This is a genomic window from Novosphingobium fluoreni (assembly GCF_014196615.1).
Classification (GTDB): Bacteria; Pseudomonadota; Alphaproteobacteria; order Sphingomonadales; family Sphingomonadaceae; genus Novosphingobium; species Novosphingobium fluoreni.
Genome location: NZ_JACIDY010000008.1, coordinates 152,810 through 167,323, shown reverse-complemented (window position 1 = coordinate 167,323; position 14,514 = coordinate 152,810). Strand labels below are relative to the sequence as shown.

The following is a 14,514-nucleotide window of genomic DNA, read 5'->3' as shown; positions in this document are numbered from 1 at the left end:
CTCGTCCACCCCAATTTCGACGTCCGGAACCATCATCTGCTCAGAACGACGGTTCAGACCGGCGGCGATGTGCTGGTTAAGTTCACGGTCGTGCCGGGAAGCGCCAAGGGCAGCTATCACCACGAATATTTTGCCCTAAAGGAATTGGAGATCGACACTTTCAACCGAGCGCAGGGACTAGAGGCGGCTGACGGATCGGTGGCGGACGCGATCCGCGATTTGGCCCGGCTGCACGGTCAGGCGAATTGAGCCGTCGATAACTGTCCGTAATGTTAGTCTTCAGGAGATGTGACGGCACGGACCTGCACAATTGTGCCTTTACTGATCCACGGATTGGGGCGCCGTCAGGCGCCCCCGGGGCGGCCCGGCCCCATCGCGTTTGCCCGAAGGCTAGGGCCGCCGGCGACGCCGAATTGGCAGAGTGATGAAGATCAACGGAGACCCGCTTTGCGCGCTCAAACGCACGGCGAAGACAGCTTATCTAAGGGTTTTGTGACATGAGACGACGAAATGTCGCTGGAAAGTGCAATATAACCTATTGAAATTATGGGGTCCGTAAACCCAAGCGCGACGCGCCTCCTCGTAAGGTAGTTGTATTAATAAATTAAGCAGTGTGACGTACGGAAATGACCACGGTTGCGCAATTCCTTTCCGACCACGGCCCATCCCGCTCGTCGCTGATCGTGGAGGCTCTGGTGGCGTCTGGCCTCTCGCCTGTCGCGGTCCGGCAACGTGTGTCGCGCGCTTCCAAGCCGGTCCTGCGCTTCCCTGTTCCTTTGCTGCCGAAGCGGGAAGCCTTTCTCTATCTGGCGAAAGATCGGAACGGCGAGCGCTTCTGACGGCACTTCCTGCGCGACCTGCGCGAGACCAACTCGGTCTATGCGGCGGCGATTGACGGGTTCATCGCTCGGGGTGGCCGTCTTCCCTCAGATCAGTTTGCGGTGATCAGCGGGGCGACCGTGTCACCGCGCAAGGGGCAACTGCATGTCGATGCGGTCGCCAAGCGCCTGATCGCGGCGAGTTTCATCAAGGAAGTGCACGATGCCGATGACGGGCATTGTTATGAACTTGCCGGGTCCCTCGCCTACGGCACGACCGCCGTGATGCGCGCGCGACCTGACCGAGCGGATCACTTTGGATGGCGTGCGTGAATGGTGTCGCAAGATTGGCATGGCCAGCTACAATGCGATCCGGATCAGGGGCGAGGACGAGTTGCGACCTATAGGACCGTTCGCCTTCGACCTGGCTGGACCGAGCTAACTCCTGCCATTGCAGGGGGCTGGCTCCAAGCCGGGCTTCGTCGTGGCCGATGCGTTTGCCGAGGGCATTCTCACGATCCAGGAGATCCAATATTTCATTCGCAAGGCACGCGTCCTCGAGTCTACGCTAAAGGACGTCGGGGTTTTGGCGATCATCATCGCCGAGGGTTTCACTGGCGAGGCACTGACGGCCGGGCATGCCGCCGGCGTGATGCTTGCCACGCCAAAGGATCTGTTCGGCAGAAAGGTCGGGGCGGCGATCACCTCATTATGCGAAGTCCTCAAGGACGCAGCGCGCTACGCGTCGTCAAGCCCGGATCGGCTGAACTTCCTCCTCGACAATCTCTTCGACATCGAAGGCCGCAATGGAAACCTGCGCGGCATCCTGTTCGAACTGATGGCCGGCTATCTCGCGCGCAGGAACGCCGTTTCGATCGACATGGGCATCAGGGCCAAGGACCCAAAGAGCGGCAAGAGCAAAGACATCGATGTCCAGGCGATCACGGCGCACAACCGCCGCGTGACGGCGATCGAGTGCAAAGGGAAGGAACCGGGTGGCACGTTGAGCCTCGAAGATGTCGATGACTGGCTCGCGAAGATCCCGGTGTTCCGCGCCCACTATGCGCATCACCATACGCTGCGCGAGGCGGAACAGCGATAAGAGATTTGGACCAGCGGCTCGATCGCGCCCGATGCCCTGGCGAAGCTCGAGGCCGAGCGGGAAAGACGGGTAAAGGCCCCGATCGGGTGGATGGATGGAAAAGCGGTTCTCGCGCTTGCGCGCGACGGGAAGGAAAAGGCCATTGCCGACGCCATGAACCAGCACTTCATCGAGCATCCGTTCGCCACGGTGGCAAAAGCGCTGGCAGCCGATGCGTCCGTTGATAGCGCTTTGTCTGGCGAGGCCGACAGCCCGTTGCGTCTGACCTATAGCGCGTGACGCTCGGTGGCCCCCGCGACCTAGACATTGGGCCCACGGGAACCGCCAGATCGGCGACCTGACAGCGCCGACCGAGATAGCGGGAAAGGCAAAGGTCGTGAGCGACAGCCTGAACCTTCAGGATATTGTGTTGGTCCGATGCCCTCTGCGGTGAGCCACCTATGGTTCCTGGGTTGGATAATCGACATATCCCCGGCCATCGCCGCCATAGAATGTATTCCTGTCCGTCGAGTTGAGCGGCGCATTTTCAAACAGGCGCTGCGAAAGATCCGGGTTGGCGATGAACGGTTGGCCGAACGAGACTGCATCGGCATGGCCACGCGCGATCGCCGACTCTGCGGAGGTGGCACGAGTTTCAATCGCGCCACTGGCCGGCCGGTATTGCCTCACGTTGTCATTTCCCTAGCATCGCGTCAGATTGAATTTGTCGGGTAGATTTGGGGGGATGACGGAGTGGCGCTTACCGCGTTGGAGGAAGCCCGCGGCGAACCGGGATTGCTGGTCGAGATCCGTGGAACGATCAGCGCGAATGTCGCAGCTGATCTGCTCAAGGCCCATAACAAGGCGTTCCGCGCCTGGTGTCGTGCAAATGGCGAGAGCGCTCGCGACCTTGTTATCGTCGATAGCGGCACTGGCAGCTATTGGGCGCGATTGAAGGACGCAGCCGAAGTCGCTGGCCTCCTGCAACTAGGTTCCGACATTTTTCCCGCCTTCATGACGCACCTTGCCGAGATTGTGCACCTCGGCTTTGCGAGCGACCCATCTGAATTCAGCGCGCTGTTTACCGATCTGCTCAAAGCCTACCGCAAAGCTATCGCGAACAAGACGGTGCAGGCCGTCGTCATCAGCGGCCTCACGATCAAGCCCTTCGAAATTACCACGGTCAAACAGGTCGATCAGATCATCGTGGTTGCGGAGGCGCAACGCCTCTCGAAAAAGGCACCGACGCCTTTGCGGCCGGTCATAGCGCATGATGAGGTGGAGTGGCGGATACCCTCTGCCCAGCGCGGTCCTGGCTTCAAGCGACATGGCACGGTTCGGGAAGTCGATCGGACAATTTATGTCAGGCTCGAGGGCATGGACGGAGCTCTGCTACCTGCCCATGGCAGGCATGTCGGTCGCCTGAAGGACGGACTCGCCTATGAATTTGAGGGGCACACGCTCACAAATGAGGCGAAGGAGACGATTGGTTATGTGATCGATCGCGCCGATTCTATTCCTCAGCTTCTATAGGAAGGGGCTCTATTGAATCTCGCACTCGAACCGAGCCGAGTGAGCTTCCCGGCTGACAAAAATCATGCGGAGGGATCGCGAACATATGGCGAAATCTGATGATTCCGCTATTGTCCAATTTCGGGGACCGATTTTCTGGCAAGGGTGAGATGGCGCGCGGCGAGCTGATGAAAAAACTTCTGGCGAGCTACGGCCGAGACGATGAGTTTCGGGCAGTTGCCGAGCAGATCATCACGGAGGAGGAAGCGAAGAACAACAAGGTTCTCGCCCGATCGCTCCGCCGTTCGCTGGAAGTCGCGCCGCCCAAGGCGAGTCGGCCCAAGGCACTTGCGTCGCTGATTCCTTTTCCGGAGGCGGCGGGCGACTTCATCGAACTCGTTGAGCCAAGCCATAATAAGCAGGATATCATCCTCTCAGCTGAGAATACGCGCATCTTCCAGGGACTGCTGGACGAGTTTCGCCGTGGCGAGGAAATCCGCCGCCGGGGACTGTCGGTGCGGTCCAAGATGCTGTTCTGCGGCCCGCCGGGATGCGGCAAGACACTGTGCGCGGAGATTTTCGCCGCCGAGCTTGGCTTGCCGCTCTATGTCGTCAAGCTGGACCGTCTCATTTCTTCCTATCTTGGAGAGACGGCGACCAACATCCGCAAGATTTTCGAGTTCGCGCGGAAACAGCCATCAGTCCTCTTTTTCGACGAGTTCGACGCGATCGCGCGGGCGCGGGATGAGGATGGCGAGCACAATGAGCTGCGCCGGGTCGTGAACAGCCTCTTGATCTTCATCGATCGGATCCAGCCGAAGGGCTATCTGGTTGCCGCGACCAACCTCGATCATGCGCTCGACGCGGCAATTTGGCGCCGGTTCGACGAGGTCGTGTGGTTTGACCGCCCGGATCAGCGAATGGTTGCCCGCTTCCTGAAGATGAAATTCAAGAATGTGGCGATCGCTTTCGACCCCGCTGATCATCTGGATGAGCTTCAGGGCCATTCCTACGCAGAACTGGATCGTATCTGCGTGCAGGCGATTAAGGCCGCGATCATTGATCGTCGCAAGGAGGTCTCTGGTTCGGATTTCAAGCATGCTGTCGCCGACGAGCAACGGCGGCAGCGTCGAACGCGGCGCGTGACATCAGCCTGATTCGGACTGCATGGCCCGCTACGACCATCTGCAGCTTGTTCGGCTGCCTGAGCGGATGCCGCAGCGCAAGACCGGCGGCGGTGGCCCGCCGCCAATGCGCGAACCAGGCGGCCATAGCCGCAGGCGCTTCACCATCGGCCGGTCGACCGCCTGTTCGCAACGCGGTCTGGCACATCTCACGCAGCACCTCTGGTTGCCTATAAGGCGGGTCAGATCCTCGGGCGCTTTCCTAACTCGTCAGCCAATCTGGTGCGCGCGTTGTTGGCTGGAAGCGCCGCTATCCCTGCAGAAGCCACGCGCCGGCTTGCGACGCTCGGCGAAGCACCGACTCGCGCGCAGTGCGGCTATGGGATGGTGGATGCCGAAATGGCATCCTACTCCGATGACAATCGAGTGGTCCTCTATGCCGAAGACGAACTGACGATCGACCATTTCGCGGTGTACCAGATTCCGATTCCGAGGCCTTTTCAAACGGAGCGTGGCCGCCGCACAATTCGGGTGAGCCTCGCCTATGATCCGCCGGTTCGGCATAGCCGGCTCGACTATAACGGCGTCTCCATGAGTTTTCGGCTTGTACGCGGGTGCGCCCCTGAAGAAATCTTCGACCATTATCGCCGACGCACTCAGGCGGACGGGCCGATCCCTGAGATGACAAACCGCAATAACTGCAATCTCAGTCCGTCGTCGACGGCGCGGGAGAAATCGAGCCTCCAAAGCGCTTCGGTCAGTTTCGCTCGCGATGTGAGCGGTTACGGCGACGTCTACTATTTGGTTGTCCGTTGTGCAGGTGGCTGGGCCGGTGACGCTGGACAGCAGAGTTTCGCGGTCGCGGTCGAAATCTCGCATGAAGCCGAAGTGGGGCTGTATGAGCGCCTCCGCCAGCAGGTGCGCGTCCGCGCCTGATTGCACGCCTACTTCCTCCCACTGGCGGGGTTCGGTATTGAGCATGCGCGGTTAGGGACTTTATGCCTTAGGTCTGGACGTAACCAATAGGCTCCAGCGCAGGGGGCAAACCCGCCGTTGGGTTACGCCGGGAACGTCCGCTTTCCTCGCCCTGACGGTCAAGACCGGACAGAGCACAATGTCCCAGCCTTACGAAATTCAGCTATCGCCACTGATCGCGATGACCCGCGCCTGCGGATATTCTCTCGGCGCTTCCTTGTAGAGTATGATGTACCCAGGAAGCGCGGTCGCCTGCCACGCAGCGGGAAGAGCCGATACGATATGGGCGACTGCGGCTCTCGGCGTAATCGGGCCAGCCGCGCCCTGAGTTATGATGGCGTCCATGTCCGGATGGGGCTTACGGCTGCGCGCGCCCGCGCCTTGGAATCTGAACGTGAACGGCAGCGCATCTTTTAACCTCGCAAGCACATCCGCCGCACGTTCCCCCTCCTCGATCGCGAAGGCCATCTCCCGATCAATATCGATCGGAAACACCGCGTCGAAGTTGCTGGGATCGACTTTGGTGGTGTCCCGCTCGCGGCCGGGATCATTCGAACCAAAGCCGCTGCCGTTCCAGTCGATCGCCTTGACGCCGCCATAGTGGCGAATGAGGTCGCTTTCGAGATCCATTGCCGTGAATACGAATATGCGGACGGCCTTGAAACCCACACGGGCTGGATCGAGCGCAACGCGATGCATGATCTTGCGCGCGTGTCGCGTCAGTCGCTTCCGCAGGCCCGCATCCGCGTCGGTCTTGCCGACATAGACGAGCCGGCCATCCAGGAAGAGCTGATATACGCCCTGCTCTTCAGGAATCTCGATGAGATTGGCGGCATTGAGCTGCTCTGGCTCGATGCCGTCGATCACCTCAATGAGCCGGGACAGCAGCGCGCTCGGCAGGTCGAATTCGAACTCGGTATAGCCTTTCATCGGGCCGCACCTCCCGACCGGCTGGCAATACACTGCGCCTGCAAATGGTCGAAGGTCGATTTGGCCACGACATGCGCCAGATCGACTGGCACGGCATTGCCGAGTTGACGCATCGTTTCCGACCACGAGCCATGGAATATCATCTGGTCGGGGAAGGTCTGGAGCCGGGCGCTTTCGCGGATCGTGAAATAGCGCACCGATCCGTCCGGGCGCCGCAGCATGTTCTCGCCGCCCGGGACACCGTGAACGCCGGCCTTGAGCGTCTTGGCCGGCTCATCCAGGGGGCTACCGGTGTGACCGGGATAGCTACGCGCGCCCGGCTGATAGCGATGGTCGACGAATTCCGATTTCTCACGCGGTGATAGCTCGGGATCGGGAAGCCCGATCAGCGCGTCGCGGGTCGTCCGCCACGGCTTGAGCGTCGGGCGGTCACCGAGGCGTTTGGCGAGGCTGGACAGGTCGCTCTGGTCCCGCTTGGCGACCCGATGACGATCCCAATAGTCGCCATGGATCTGATCCCACAGCAGGGCCTCGCGGGAATGCGTTTCCTTCGGGAAGGACCATTTGACACCCAGGTCGGAACGGAATCCCACGAAGAACACACGTTCGCGCTTCTGGGGCACGCCGAAATTCGCCGCGTTCAGCACCTTGGGAGGCAGCACCTGGTAGGACAGCGCAGAACTGCCCTTGGAGCTATGATGCTGCTCCAGGCGAGCGCGATGATCGAGCCAGCCTTCCTTATCCTTGATAGCGATCTCGGGGTAGGAGAGCTGAAGGTAGATATAGCTGAAATAGGTTTCGAAAGTGGCGCGGGTCAGACCCTTCACATTCTCGAAGATGAAGGCGTTCGGCTTGGTCTCGCGAACGACCCTGACCGCCTCGGACCACATATCACGATCATCCTGATAAGCGCGATGCCGCCCACCCAGGGAGAATGGCTGACAAGGCGGCCCACCCGTCACCAGATCCAGCTGGCCCTCGAACTGGGTGAACGCAAAATCCCGGATATCGCCCTCGCGAGGGCTGGGCCACTTGCCCATGCCGGCATTCCCGCGCGACCGATTTTCGCGGATCGTGTCACAGCACCAACGATCCCATTCCACCACGTCCAGCGTCTTGAACCCGGCACGCGACACGCCAAGGGCAAGGCCGCCAGCGCCCGCGAATAGTTCAATCGCCTTCATGATTTCTTCCCGATGAATCTGGAGAGCTTGTTGCCTAATTGTTCCAGATCACGCAACTCGCATTCCCATACGGTCAGAACTTTCCAACCCATTTCTTTCAGCCTTGCCTCATTGGCGGCGTCCCGCTCGCGATTGCCTTCCAGTTTCCGCTCCCAGAATTGAACGCGGCTCTTGGGCATCCGGGCGAGCTTGCAGGCTGGATCGGGATGGCGATGCCAGAAGCAGCCATGAACAAGGATCGCCTTGCGTCGCGACCGGAACACTATGTCCGGCCTCCCGGGCAAATCCTTGGCATGAAGGCGATAGCGATAGCCCATGGCATGGAGCATCCGTCGGACGATAATCTCCGGCTTGGTGTCGCGTCCCCTGATGAGCGCCATGCGCTTGGCGCGCTCGACAGGCGTGAGTGTGTCCACCATCATAATCTCCACTGGGACCCACGGCCAAGATGGGGACGTCCCGTCCGAACGGAAAGCACGGCGATCCGCACCGACCACGGCCGATGATCATCCTGGCTCAACTGATCGAAGGGCCGGCCCTGCCGCGCCCAAACTGCCAGCTGATCCCATCCGCCCGCATGATGCCGGATGCCGCCTTGCCCATGTTGCGCTCCAGCACGTCGCGCCAGGGCACGAGAGTAAAATCCCGCGACCGCTCGACCAGCGCATAGCAGCCACCTTCCAGATCAACCCGGCGGGCAATCACGCCCTCGATCCGCTCGCCGATCCCGACAGATGCAAAGGGCTTGCAGATGCGATCCGCCAGCTGCTCACCGGTCTGCCGAAGTTCACGCTGGCGAAGCATGTCTATCGCGCCCTGCCGGAACCGAAGCACTGCACCGTCCGGATCAGCCAGTTGCTGCTCGACCAGCCATTGCCGTCGCGCTGCCAGCGCGGCCCTGACCTCACGCCCGAAGCCAGCATCGCGCACCGGGCTTCCGTTACCCTCAGACAGCTCCCGATCGAGCCAGGTCGGCGCCTCCTTCCCTGCCAGTTCGGCGACAGGGGTTCGGGACATGACCGATACCGCCAAGGGCCGGTCCCGCTGCTGCCGCACGGCATAGGTCTCGGCGCGTGCAAGATGGTCATCGGTTATGGCCCAGCTCCCGTCCTCCGATCGCTCCGGCCCGGCACCCACCCGCCGCATGGCTTCCAGACGCCGGACATGGCTGGCGGCGAAGGCTTCGTTGGCCTGCGGATCATGGGCCAGATGAAGGTCCACGGAGTAGCGCCCGCCGTTCGCACGGGCGATGGTATCGATGGTGCGATCCGCCTGCGTTACGCCCGCCTTCTTAGGTTCAATCCGCACGGTCGCATTCTCAGGCACCGATTGGACGACATCGCCCCGGCCGATATCGACATAATGAACCCGCCCGTCGATGCCATCGACCATCATGTAATGACGGTCGCGATGCTCGTCGGAAAAGCCGCGGCTGATGAGCTTCCCAACAATGGGTTCGCGCAACTCTGAAGCGATCACCCGTTCGACACCGGCGCGGTCGAGACGGCGGGCGGTCAACTCGTGTTGCATGACGCGGATGATATCGCCGCGCTCGCCCATGCGGCGGAGCGTCTCCTCCATCCCGTCAGCGAGCCGGTAGCGTCCGCCCCCGAGGTCTTCGGCCAGGTTCATGGACTTCAATTTGCGCAGCCGCCCCACCGCTACCGATTGCTGGAAGGGATCGTTGTCGGCCGAAGACACAGTACGATCCGAGGTGACGATCAGTGGCGAGAATGACCTCGTGCAGGCCATCCGCCAGTCCACGCAGACAAATACCGCGCGTGCTGGCGACCAGATTACGCAGCGGAATCTCGACATCCAGCCGACGATCACGATCCGCCCCGGCGCGCCTGTCCGCGTAATGGTGACCCGCGATCTCATCCTTGCGCCGTGGCGCGGAAGGGCGAGCTAACGTGGAACTGAAGCTCAGAAAATTGCCCGATCGCACCCCGGTCAAACTCGCCATCACGGTCATGCCCGACCTTCACGAGGCACTGCGGGACTACGCTCGGTGCTATGCGGAGACTTATGGCAGCGAAGAGCCGGTGACCGAGCTGATCCCGCATATGCTCGCGACCTTCCTGTCAACCGACCGAGGCTTCGCAAAGGCACGGGAGAGGGGCGTCCAGCGGTCGTGACCAAGCCATCCGACCGAGCGCTTCGATTGAGCCCGCTGACGGTCAGAGTCGCCGACGCCGCAGGGTTGCTCGGTGTCGGCAAGACGAAAATCTACGAGCTGATCGGTGCGCGTGAGATCGAAATCATAAAGCTCGGCCGCGCCACCCTGATAATTAGCGCAAGTATCGAGACTTTCATCGAGCGGCAGCGCGAACCGGCCTCCGCAACGCCGATGCCCCGGAAGCGCGGGCGGCCGAGGAAGACTTTTCGCGAGCTGGCTTCCGGACGCGAGCCTTAGGCTCGCTGAGGCAGTGGTTCGCCCACGCCTCCATCAACGCACGCCGCTTCGCCAGGAAATCGGTCCGCCGATACGCTGCCTCGACCTTGTTCCCTAACGTGTGTGCGAGGGCAGCTTCGGCGATCTCGCGGGCGACATCGGTTTCCTCTGCTGCCCAATCGCGAAAGCTTGATCGGAACCCGTGGACTGTAGCAGTGACGCCCATGCCGCGCACCAACTCCAGAAGTGCCATGTCCGAAAGCACCGTCGCTGACATGCTGGACGGGAAAACGAGGTCGCAATCCTCGACTCGAAGGGCCTGCGCACGCCTAAATACGTCCGCCGCTTGGGGGGAGAGCGGTACGACATGATCGACGCCGGCCTTCATCCGATCGCCGGGAATCTTCCAGAGCGTAAGGTCGTCGTTCAATTCGGGCCAGCGCGCCCCTCGGACCTCGCCGGATCGCACGGCGGTGAGAATGAGAGCTTCAAGAGCAAGCTGGCTTGCGGACAACTCCTTGGCCCGAAGGCGGACGAGAAATGCCGGCACCTCCGCATGTGGCAGGGCAGCAAAGTGTCCTGTCTTTTTCGGCTGCCGAGGCAAACCTTTCGAAATTGATCGCATCGGCGCCTCGGTATCGCGGAGGCCGTTCGAGTAGGACCAGTCCAGAACCGTGCCGATTCGCTGGCGCACGCGCCGCGCGGTCTCTGGAATCTCGAGCCAGATCTCGGCCAACACGTCGCGTATGAGCGGCCCGTCGATCTTGTCGACCTTCAGCTTGCCGAGCTTGGGATAGGCGTAACGCTCAAGGGTCTTGATCCACTGCTTGGTGTGTTTGCCGTTTTTCCACCCCTTGATCATTTCGGCGTGCGCCTTTTTGGCGGCCTGCTCAAAGGTCAAAACAACCTTTGCTACCTTGCGGCGCTCCTCAAGCGGATCGATGCCAGACGCCGCCAGCTTCTTTGCGGCCGCTGCTTCGAGGCGCGCCGTTTGAGCTGGGACATAACGAGCGTCGCCAAGCCCAATATCGCGCCGCGTGCCCTTGATCTGGATACGCAGCACCCAGCTTTTGCCGCCGCTCGGCGAAATCTTGAGATAAAGCCCGTCACCGTCGGCATACCGACCAGGCTCTTTCAGGCTTTCGATGATCGCTTTGGTGAGCTTTCCCATGCAGGATTCATAGCACTTCGCTGCCGGCTATTGAACCCCTCCACCCCGCTTCAGTCCCACACTCAGTCCCACAAGACTTTTCGGCACCCCCCGAACGCCACCGATCATTAGCGGAAAATTTATCGAGCAATTTCCGTTATTTATTGGCATTTTCCGAACGTGGGCGAACGCCGATGAAGTGGAATATGGCGGAGCGGGAGGGATTCGAACTCAGCCAGCAAGCTGTTGATTTTAAGTGCTGTACTTTTGCTCTTACGCCCCGCGTACCACGAAAAGTGCCACGACGGCTTTTTCACCGAAATACCGGCACCTACTGCCAGCGTTCGACGAATGGCATCGTATTCGAACCCAAGATGGACTGCAAGTTTTCGACGGCGGCCAAACGACTGCCTTTGGGACATTGCCGTCATTCCCAGACCTGCGTCAAAAGGGCGGCTTTCAACGGAACACCGGACGTTCTGGGTGCAAATAAGCAGCGGCAGGGAACCGCCTTAAGGAAAACGGCCGCTGCCAGCGCAGAAGCTGCATGAAGCTGCCGTACAGTATCACCGCCGCATGCGTTACAGCTTGACCAACTGCGCATGTCATACGATATGCGCTGCCAAGGCGATGGATTTCCGCCGGGCTTCGGCCGAACCGCCTTCGGGCTGATGATTCCTACCTGATGCGTTTTCGCAACAAGGAGGAATCGTGCGCGCTAAATTCGCAATATTGCTGTCGAACCTGAACGTCCTGGCCTTTGCCAGGGACCGGCATGCCCATGCCCTGTCCGTGTTGCGATGGCTGGCGCTCCTTGTTCCCATGGCGGCGGCGGTGGGCAGTCTTTGCGCGGCCTTCCTCTGGAGCCTGGATGTTGCCACGCGCACGCGCTTTGCGCATCCATGGTTGCTGTTCCTCCTGCCAGTCGGCGGGTTCGCGGTCGGGCTGCTGTATCATTTGTTCGGTCGCAGCGTCGAAGGCGGCAACAACCTGATCGTCGAGCAGGTCCATGAACCGGGTGGCGGCGTGCCCTTACGCATGGCGCCGCTGATTTTCGTCGGCACCGTTGTCACGCACCTGTTCGGCGGCTCGGCCGGGCGAGAGGGCACGGCTGTGCAACTGGGCGGCAGCCTTGCCAGCGCCTTCGCCACGATGTTTCGGCTTGATGCCGAGAGTACCCGCATCATCCTGATGGCCGGTATTGCCGCAGGTTTCGGGGCCGTGTTCGGCACACCGCTGGCAGGCGCGATCTTCGCGCTCGAGGTACTGGCGGTCGGCCGTGTGGAATATCGCGCGCTGGTGCCGACACTGATAGCCGCTGTTGTCGGCGACTGGACCTGTCACCAGTGGGGCATCCACCACGGGCTTTATCACATCGACTATCTCAAGGGCACGGTCGTGCCGATCGCCGTCGATCCATTAATTCTGCTTGAGGCTGCTATAGCCGGCGTGGCGTTTGGACTGGTCGGCCTGCTGTTCTCCGAATTGTCGCACGGTTTCGGCGACTTCGTGAAGCGCCACATCCGGTTCGGGCCGCTGCGTCTCTTCCTCGGCGGCCTTGCGGTGATCGCTCTGGTCTATCTGCTCGGCACGCGCGACTATCTTGGTCTCGGGGTCTGGGCGCCCGATGCCTCCACACCCACGATCGCAAGCTTCTTCTCGCCCGGTCAGGATTACTGGAGTTGGGCGCTCAAGCTGCTGTTCACGGTCGTGACGCTGGGCACAGGCTTCAAGGGCGGCGAGGTAACACCGCTGTTCTTCATCGGCGCGGCACTGGGTCATGCCCTCGGCACGCTTTTCGGCGGACCTGTCGATCTCTTCGCGGGACTTGGGTTCGTCGCCGTCTTTGCCGGGGCGGCGAACACGCCTTTGGCCTGCACCATCATGGGCATCGAACTGTTCGGTGCGACCCATGCCGTCTACATCGCCGTTGCCTGTTTCGTCGCCTACCTGTGCTCAGGCCACAGCGGCATCTATCTGTCTCAGCAGATCGCCGTCCCCAAGCATCCGCGCATTTCCATCAGCCCAGGCATGACGCTGCGGGGCATTCGCGCAGCGCGCACCCAGATCACCAGGCAGGACCTCCACACAAATGACTGACACAGCTATCCTTACGTCCAGCGAGATCGGCATGCTGCGTATCTATATGGCACCGCGTGATACGGCAGAGCCGCGCAAGGCATGGAAGCTGTGGTCAGCGCGTCCGCTCTATCGCGAGCTTGTCGTCCAGGCAAAGGCTGCCGGTCTGATGAACGCTGTAGCCCATCATACCCACTACGGTTTCAGCAATCACGGACCGGTGCTCGATCAGGGTGCGGAAACGAGCAATCCCTATCTGACCATGTGCGTCGAACTGATCGGTCATCGGGCGGATCTCGAACTGTTCTGCCAGCGCCACGCCGCCCTGCTGGAGACGAAGGTGGTCATCTACAAGCAGCTCGAGCATTGGGCGATCGACGCTGTGACAAAGCAGGAGAGCGATGTATGAAGATTCTCGCCGTCATCGTCGGAGCCGACAGCACTGCGACGTGCCTCAACGCAGCCGTTCTCGCAGCGCAGTGCGTGGGGGAGCGTACGATCGAAGCCCTGAACGTTGTGGTCGATCCTGCCCATCTGGTTGCTGCCAGCGACGAGGTCGACATGCAGCGTCTGCGCGAACGTTGGGAAGGCACGGCCAGCGAGCGATCGGCCGCCTGCCACACGGCTTTCCTCGCGTGGAACGCAGGAGCGGCGCAGGACGTTCCGTCCGTCACCTGGCGGACCGTGGTTGGCGATGAAGAAGCCGTGGTGACGGAGGAGGCCAAGAATGCCGACCTGTTAGTCGTGATCGCCCACGAGCGGAACATGGACGGTGGGGACGCCCTGCATGCCGCGCTGTTCGGCACCCAGAAACCGGTGCTGATCGTCCCGATTTCCTGGAAGCCAAGGGCCGGTCAGCGCTTTTCGCATATCGCTGTAGGCTTTAGCGACTCCCCTGCGGCGAGACGCGCTGTCGAGGCGGCCACGCCTTGGTTGAAAGGTGCCACTGACGTCACCGCTATTCGGATCGGCGATGCAGATTATCCGGCGCTCAAACTGGAATCGCTGCTCGATGACGCAGGGATTGCGAACAGACTGCGCGTGGTCCCGCGCTCGCACGGGAACCTTGGCCATCAACTCCTGACGGAAGCCCATCAAGCCGGAGCGGATATGCTGGTGACGGGAGCCTATCGGCACAACCAGCTGATTGAATGGTTCGCAGGCGGCACAACCCGGCACTTGCTTGCTTGCGCGGACATACCGCTGCTGATGATCCATTGAGGCACAAGACGGCATGGCCGGGCGGCCCCCATCGACATGGTGCGG

General features: G+C 61.2%; 20 protein-coding genes, 1 pseudogene and 1 riboswitch. Of the genes and pseudogenes, 15 read left to right on the top strand and 6 right to left on the bottom strand.

What is annotated here, in order from left to right; genetic code table 11:
• The first annotated feature begins 69 nt into the window (after window positions 1–69).
• The 5 genes from GGR39_RS15020 to GGR39_RS15000 all read left to right on the top strand — a co-directional run bounded on the left by GGR39_RS15020 (window position 70) and on the right by GGR39_RS15000 (window position 2,199).
• Complete coding sequence (locus tag GGR39_RS15020; protein ID WP_183618122.1) at window positions 70–249, top strand: hypothetical protein; 180 nt, start codon at window positions 70–72, stop codon at window positions 247–249.
• 377 nt (window positions 250–626) lie between these two features.
• Window positions 627–839: a hypothetical protein gene (locus tag GGR39_RS15015; RefSeq protein ID WP_183618119.1), complete on the top strand. Its 213-nt coding sequence runs from the start codon at window positions 627–629 to the stop codon at window positions 837–839.
• Window positions 840–959: 120 nt separating this feature from the next.
• Window positions 960–1,151, top strand: coding sequence for a hypothetical protein (locus tag GGR39_RS15010; protein ID WP_183618117.1), 192 nt, complete (start codon window positions 960–962; stop codon window positions 1,149–1,151).
• A gap of 151 nt (window positions 1,152–1,302) precedes the next feature.
• Window positions 1,303–1,920 (top strand): PDDEXK family nuclease, encoded by a 618-nt coding sequence (locus GGR39_RS15005; RefSeq protein ID WP_183618115.1) that lies wholly within the window; start codon window positions 1,303–1,305, stop codon window positions 1,918–1,920.
• Between the two features lie 90 nt (window positions 1,921–2,010).
• On the top strand, window positions 2,011–2,199 hold the full coding sequence (locus GGR39_RS15000) for a hypothetical protein (RefSeq protein WP_183618114.1): 189 nt from the start codon (window positions 2,011–2,013) through the stop codon (window positions 2,197–2,199).
• Between the two features lie 159 nt (window positions 2,200–2,358).
• On the opposite strand, the gene GGR39_RS14995 is transcribed toward GGR39_RS15000, so the two are convergent.
• Window positions 2,359–2,589 (bottom strand): hypothetical protein, encoded by a 231-nt coding sequence (locus GGR39_RS14995; RefSeq protein WP_183618111.1) that lies wholly within the window; start codon window positions 2,587–2,589, stop codon window positions 2,359–2,361.
• 63 nt (window positions 2,590–2,652) lie between these two features.
• On the opposite strand from GGR39_RS14995, the gene GGR39_RS14990 reads away from it, so the two are divergent.
• The 3 genes and pseudogenes from GGR39_RS14990 to GGR39_RS14980 all read left to right on the top strand — a co-directional run.
• On the top strand, window positions 2,653–3,432 hold the full coding sequence (locus GGR39_RS14990; RefSeq protein ID WP_183618110.1) for a hypothetical protein: 780 nt from the start codon (window positions 2,653–2,655) through the stop codon (window positions 3,430–3,432).
• Between the two features lie 98 nt (window positions 3,433–3,530).
• On the top strand, window positions 3,531–4,568 hold the full coding sequence (locus GGR39_RS14985) for an AAA family ATPase (protein ID WP_246388774.1): 1,038 nt from the start codon (window positions 3,531–3,533) through the stop codon (window positions 4,566–4,568).
• A gap of 138 nt (window positions 4,569–4,706) precedes the next feature.
• Window positions 4,707–5,471: pseudogene (locus tag GGR39_RS14980) on the top strand (S8 family serine peptidase); the annotation flags it as partial.
• 198 nt (window positions 5,472–5,669) lie between these two features.
• Here GGR39_RS14980 and GGR39_RS14975 read toward each other — a convergent pair.
• The 4 genes from GGR39_RS14975 to GGR39_RS14960 all read right to left on the bottom strand — a co-directional run bounded on the left by GGR39_RS14975 (window position 5,670) and on the right by GGR39_RS14960 (window position 9,325).
• Window positions 5,670–6,440: a GIY-YIG nuclease family protein gene (locus GGR39_RS14975; RefSeq protein WP_183618106.1), complete on the bottom strand. Its 771-nt coding sequence runs from the start codon at window positions 6,438–6,440 to the stop codon at window positions 5,670–5,672.
• On the bottom strand, window positions 6,437–7,624 hold the full coding sequence (locus GGR39_RS14970) for a DNA cytosine methyltransferase (protein WP_183618104.1): 1,188 nt from the start codon (window positions 7,622–7,624) through the stop codon (window positions 6,437–6,439). Before GGR39_RS14970 ends, GGR39_RS14975 begins: the two co-directional genes overlap by 4 nt.
• Window positions 7,621–8,043 (bottom strand): very short patch repair endonuclease, encoded by a 423-nt coding sequence (locus GGR39_RS14965; protein ID WP_183618201.1) that lies wholly within the window; start codon window positions 8,041–8,043, stop codon window positions 7,621–7,623. Before GGR39_RS14965 ends, GGR39_RS14970 begins: the two co-directional genes overlap by 4 nt.
• A 97-nt stretch (window positions 8,044–8,140) precedes the next feature.
• The gene (locus GGR39_RS14960; protein WP_183618211.1) at window positions 8,141–9,325 is read right to left on the bottom strand and encodes a DUF3363 domain-containing protein; all 1,185 of its coding nucleotides are present in this window, start codon (window positions 9,323–9,325) and stop codon (window positions 8,141–8,143) included.
• Here GGR39_RS14960 and GGR39_RS14955 point away from each other — a divergent pair.
• Genes GGR39_RS14955 through GGR39_RS14945 form a run of 3 tightly spaced genes read left to right on the top strand, consistent with a single transcriptional unit; the run spans window position 9,309 to window position 10,040 of the window.
• On the top strand, window positions 9,309–9,536 hold the full coding sequence (locus GGR39_RS14955; RefSeq protein ID WP_246388772.1) for a TrbI/VirB10 family protein: 228 nt from the start codon (window positions 9,309–9,311) through the stop codon (window positions 9,534–9,536). The genes GGR39_RS14960 and GGR39_RS14955 overlap by 17 nt on opposite strands.
• A gap of 1 nt (window position 9,537) precedes the next feature.
• Window positions 9,538–9,762 carry a DUF2274 domain-containing protein gene (locus GGR39_RS17310; protein ID WP_183618102.1) on the top strand — a complete coding sequence of 75 codons (225 nt, stop codon included), beginning with the start codon at window positions 9,538–9,540 and terminating at the stop codon, window positions 9,760–9,762.
• A complete protein-coding gene (locus GGR39_RS14945) occupies window positions 9,759–10,040 on the top strand; it encodes a helix-turn-helix domain-containing protein (protein WP_183618100.1) in 282 nt (93 codons plus the stop codon). The genes GGR39_RS17310 and GGR39_RS14945 overlap by 4 nt, the downstream gene beginning before the upstream one ends.
• Here the strand turns inward: GGR39_RS14945 and GGR39_RS14940 are convergent.
• Window positions 9,937–11,190, bottom strand: a complete 1,254-nt coding sequence (locus tag GGR39_RS14940) for a tyrosine-type recombinase/integrase (protein ID WP_183618098.1) — start codon at window positions 11,188–11,190, stop codon at window positions 9,937–9,939. The two genes, GGR39_RS14945 and GGR39_RS14940, sit on opposite strands and share 104 nt — an antisense overlap.
• Before the next feature lie 173 nt (window positions 11,191–11,363).
• On the opposite strand from GGR39_RS14940, the gene GGR39_RS14935 reads away from it, so the two are divergent.
• From GGR39_RS14935 to GGR39_RS14920, 4 genes are all read left to right on the top strand, one after another.
• The gene (locus GGR39_RS14935; protein WP_183618096.1) at window positions 11,364–11,720 is read left to right on the top strand and encodes a hypothetical protein; all 357 of its coding nucleotides are present in this window, start codon (window positions 11,364–11,366) and stop codon (window positions 11,718–11,720) included.
• 66 nt (window positions 11,721–11,786) lie between these two features.
• Window positions 11,787–11,857, top strand: a riboswitch (Fluoride riboswitch).
• A gap of 23 nt (window positions 11,858–11,880) precedes the next feature.
• The gene (locus GGR39_RS14930; RefSeq protein ID WP_183618094.1) at window positions 11,881–13,269 is read left to right on the top strand and encodes a chloride channel protein; all 1,389 of its coding nucleotides are present in this window, start codon (window positions 11,881–11,883) and stop codon (window positions 13,267–13,269) included.
• Window positions 13,262–13,657, top strand: a complete 396-nt coding sequence (locus tag GGR39_RS14925; protein ID WP_036528654.1) for a DUF190 domain-containing protein — start codon at window positions 13,262–13,264, stop codon at window positions 13,655–13,657. Before GGR39_RS14930 ends, GGR39_RS14925 begins: the two co-directional genes overlap by 8 nt.
• Entirely contained in the window at window positions 13,654–14,469 is an 816-nt protein-coding gene (locus GGR39_RS14920; RefSeq protein ID WP_246388771.1) for a universal stress protein, read from the top strand. The genes GGR39_RS14925 and GGR39_RS14920 overlap by 4 nt, the downstream gene beginning before the upstream one ends.
• Window positions 14,470–14,514 lie beyond the last annotated feature (45 nt).

Excerpts from the sequence above, each read along its gene's own strand:
- GGR39_RS14965 (WP_183618201.1), bottom strand. The coding sequence starts at position 8,043 with ATGGTGGACACACTCACGCCTGTCGAGCGCGCCAAGCGCATGGCGCTC.
- GGR39_RS14970 (WP_183618104.1), bottom strand. The coding sequence starts at position 7,624 with ATGAAGGCGATTGAACTATTCGCGGGCGCTGGCGGCCTTGCCCTTGGC.
- GGR39_RS14925 (WP_036528654.1), top strand. The coding sequence starts at position 13,262 with ATGACTGACACAGCTATCCTTACGTCCAGCGAGATCGGCATGCTGCGT.
- GGR39_RS14940 (WP_183618098.1), bottom strand. The coding sequence starts at position 11,190 with ATGGGAAAGCTCACCAAAGCGATCATCGAAAGCCTGAAAGAGCCTGGT.
- GGR39_RS14975 (WP_183618106.1), bottom strand. The coding sequence starts at position 6,440 with ATGAAAGGCTATACCGAGTTCGAATTCGACCTGCCGAGCGCGCTGCTG.
- GGR39_RS15000 (WP_183618114.1), top strand. The coding sequence starts at position 2,011 with ATGGATGGAAAAGCGGTTCTCGCGCTTGCGCGCGACGGGAAGGAAAAG.
- GGR39_RS14920 (WP_246388771.1), top strand. The coding sequence starts at position 13,654 with ATGAAGATTCTCGCCGTCATCGTCGGAGCCGACAGCACTGCGACGTGC.
- GGR39_RS14985 (WP_246388774.1), top strand. The coding sequence starts at position 3,531 with ATGATTCCGCTATTGTCCAATTTCGGGGACCGATTTTCTGGCAAGGGT.
- GGR39_RS14935 (WP_183618096.1), top strand. The coding sequence starts at position 11,364 with ATGAAGTGGAATATGGCGGAGCGGGAGGGATTCGAACTCAGCCAGCAA.
- GGR39_RS15015 (WP_183618119.1), top strand. The coding sequence starts at position 627 with ATGACCACGGTTGCGCAATTCCTTTCCGACCACGGCCCATCCCGCTCG.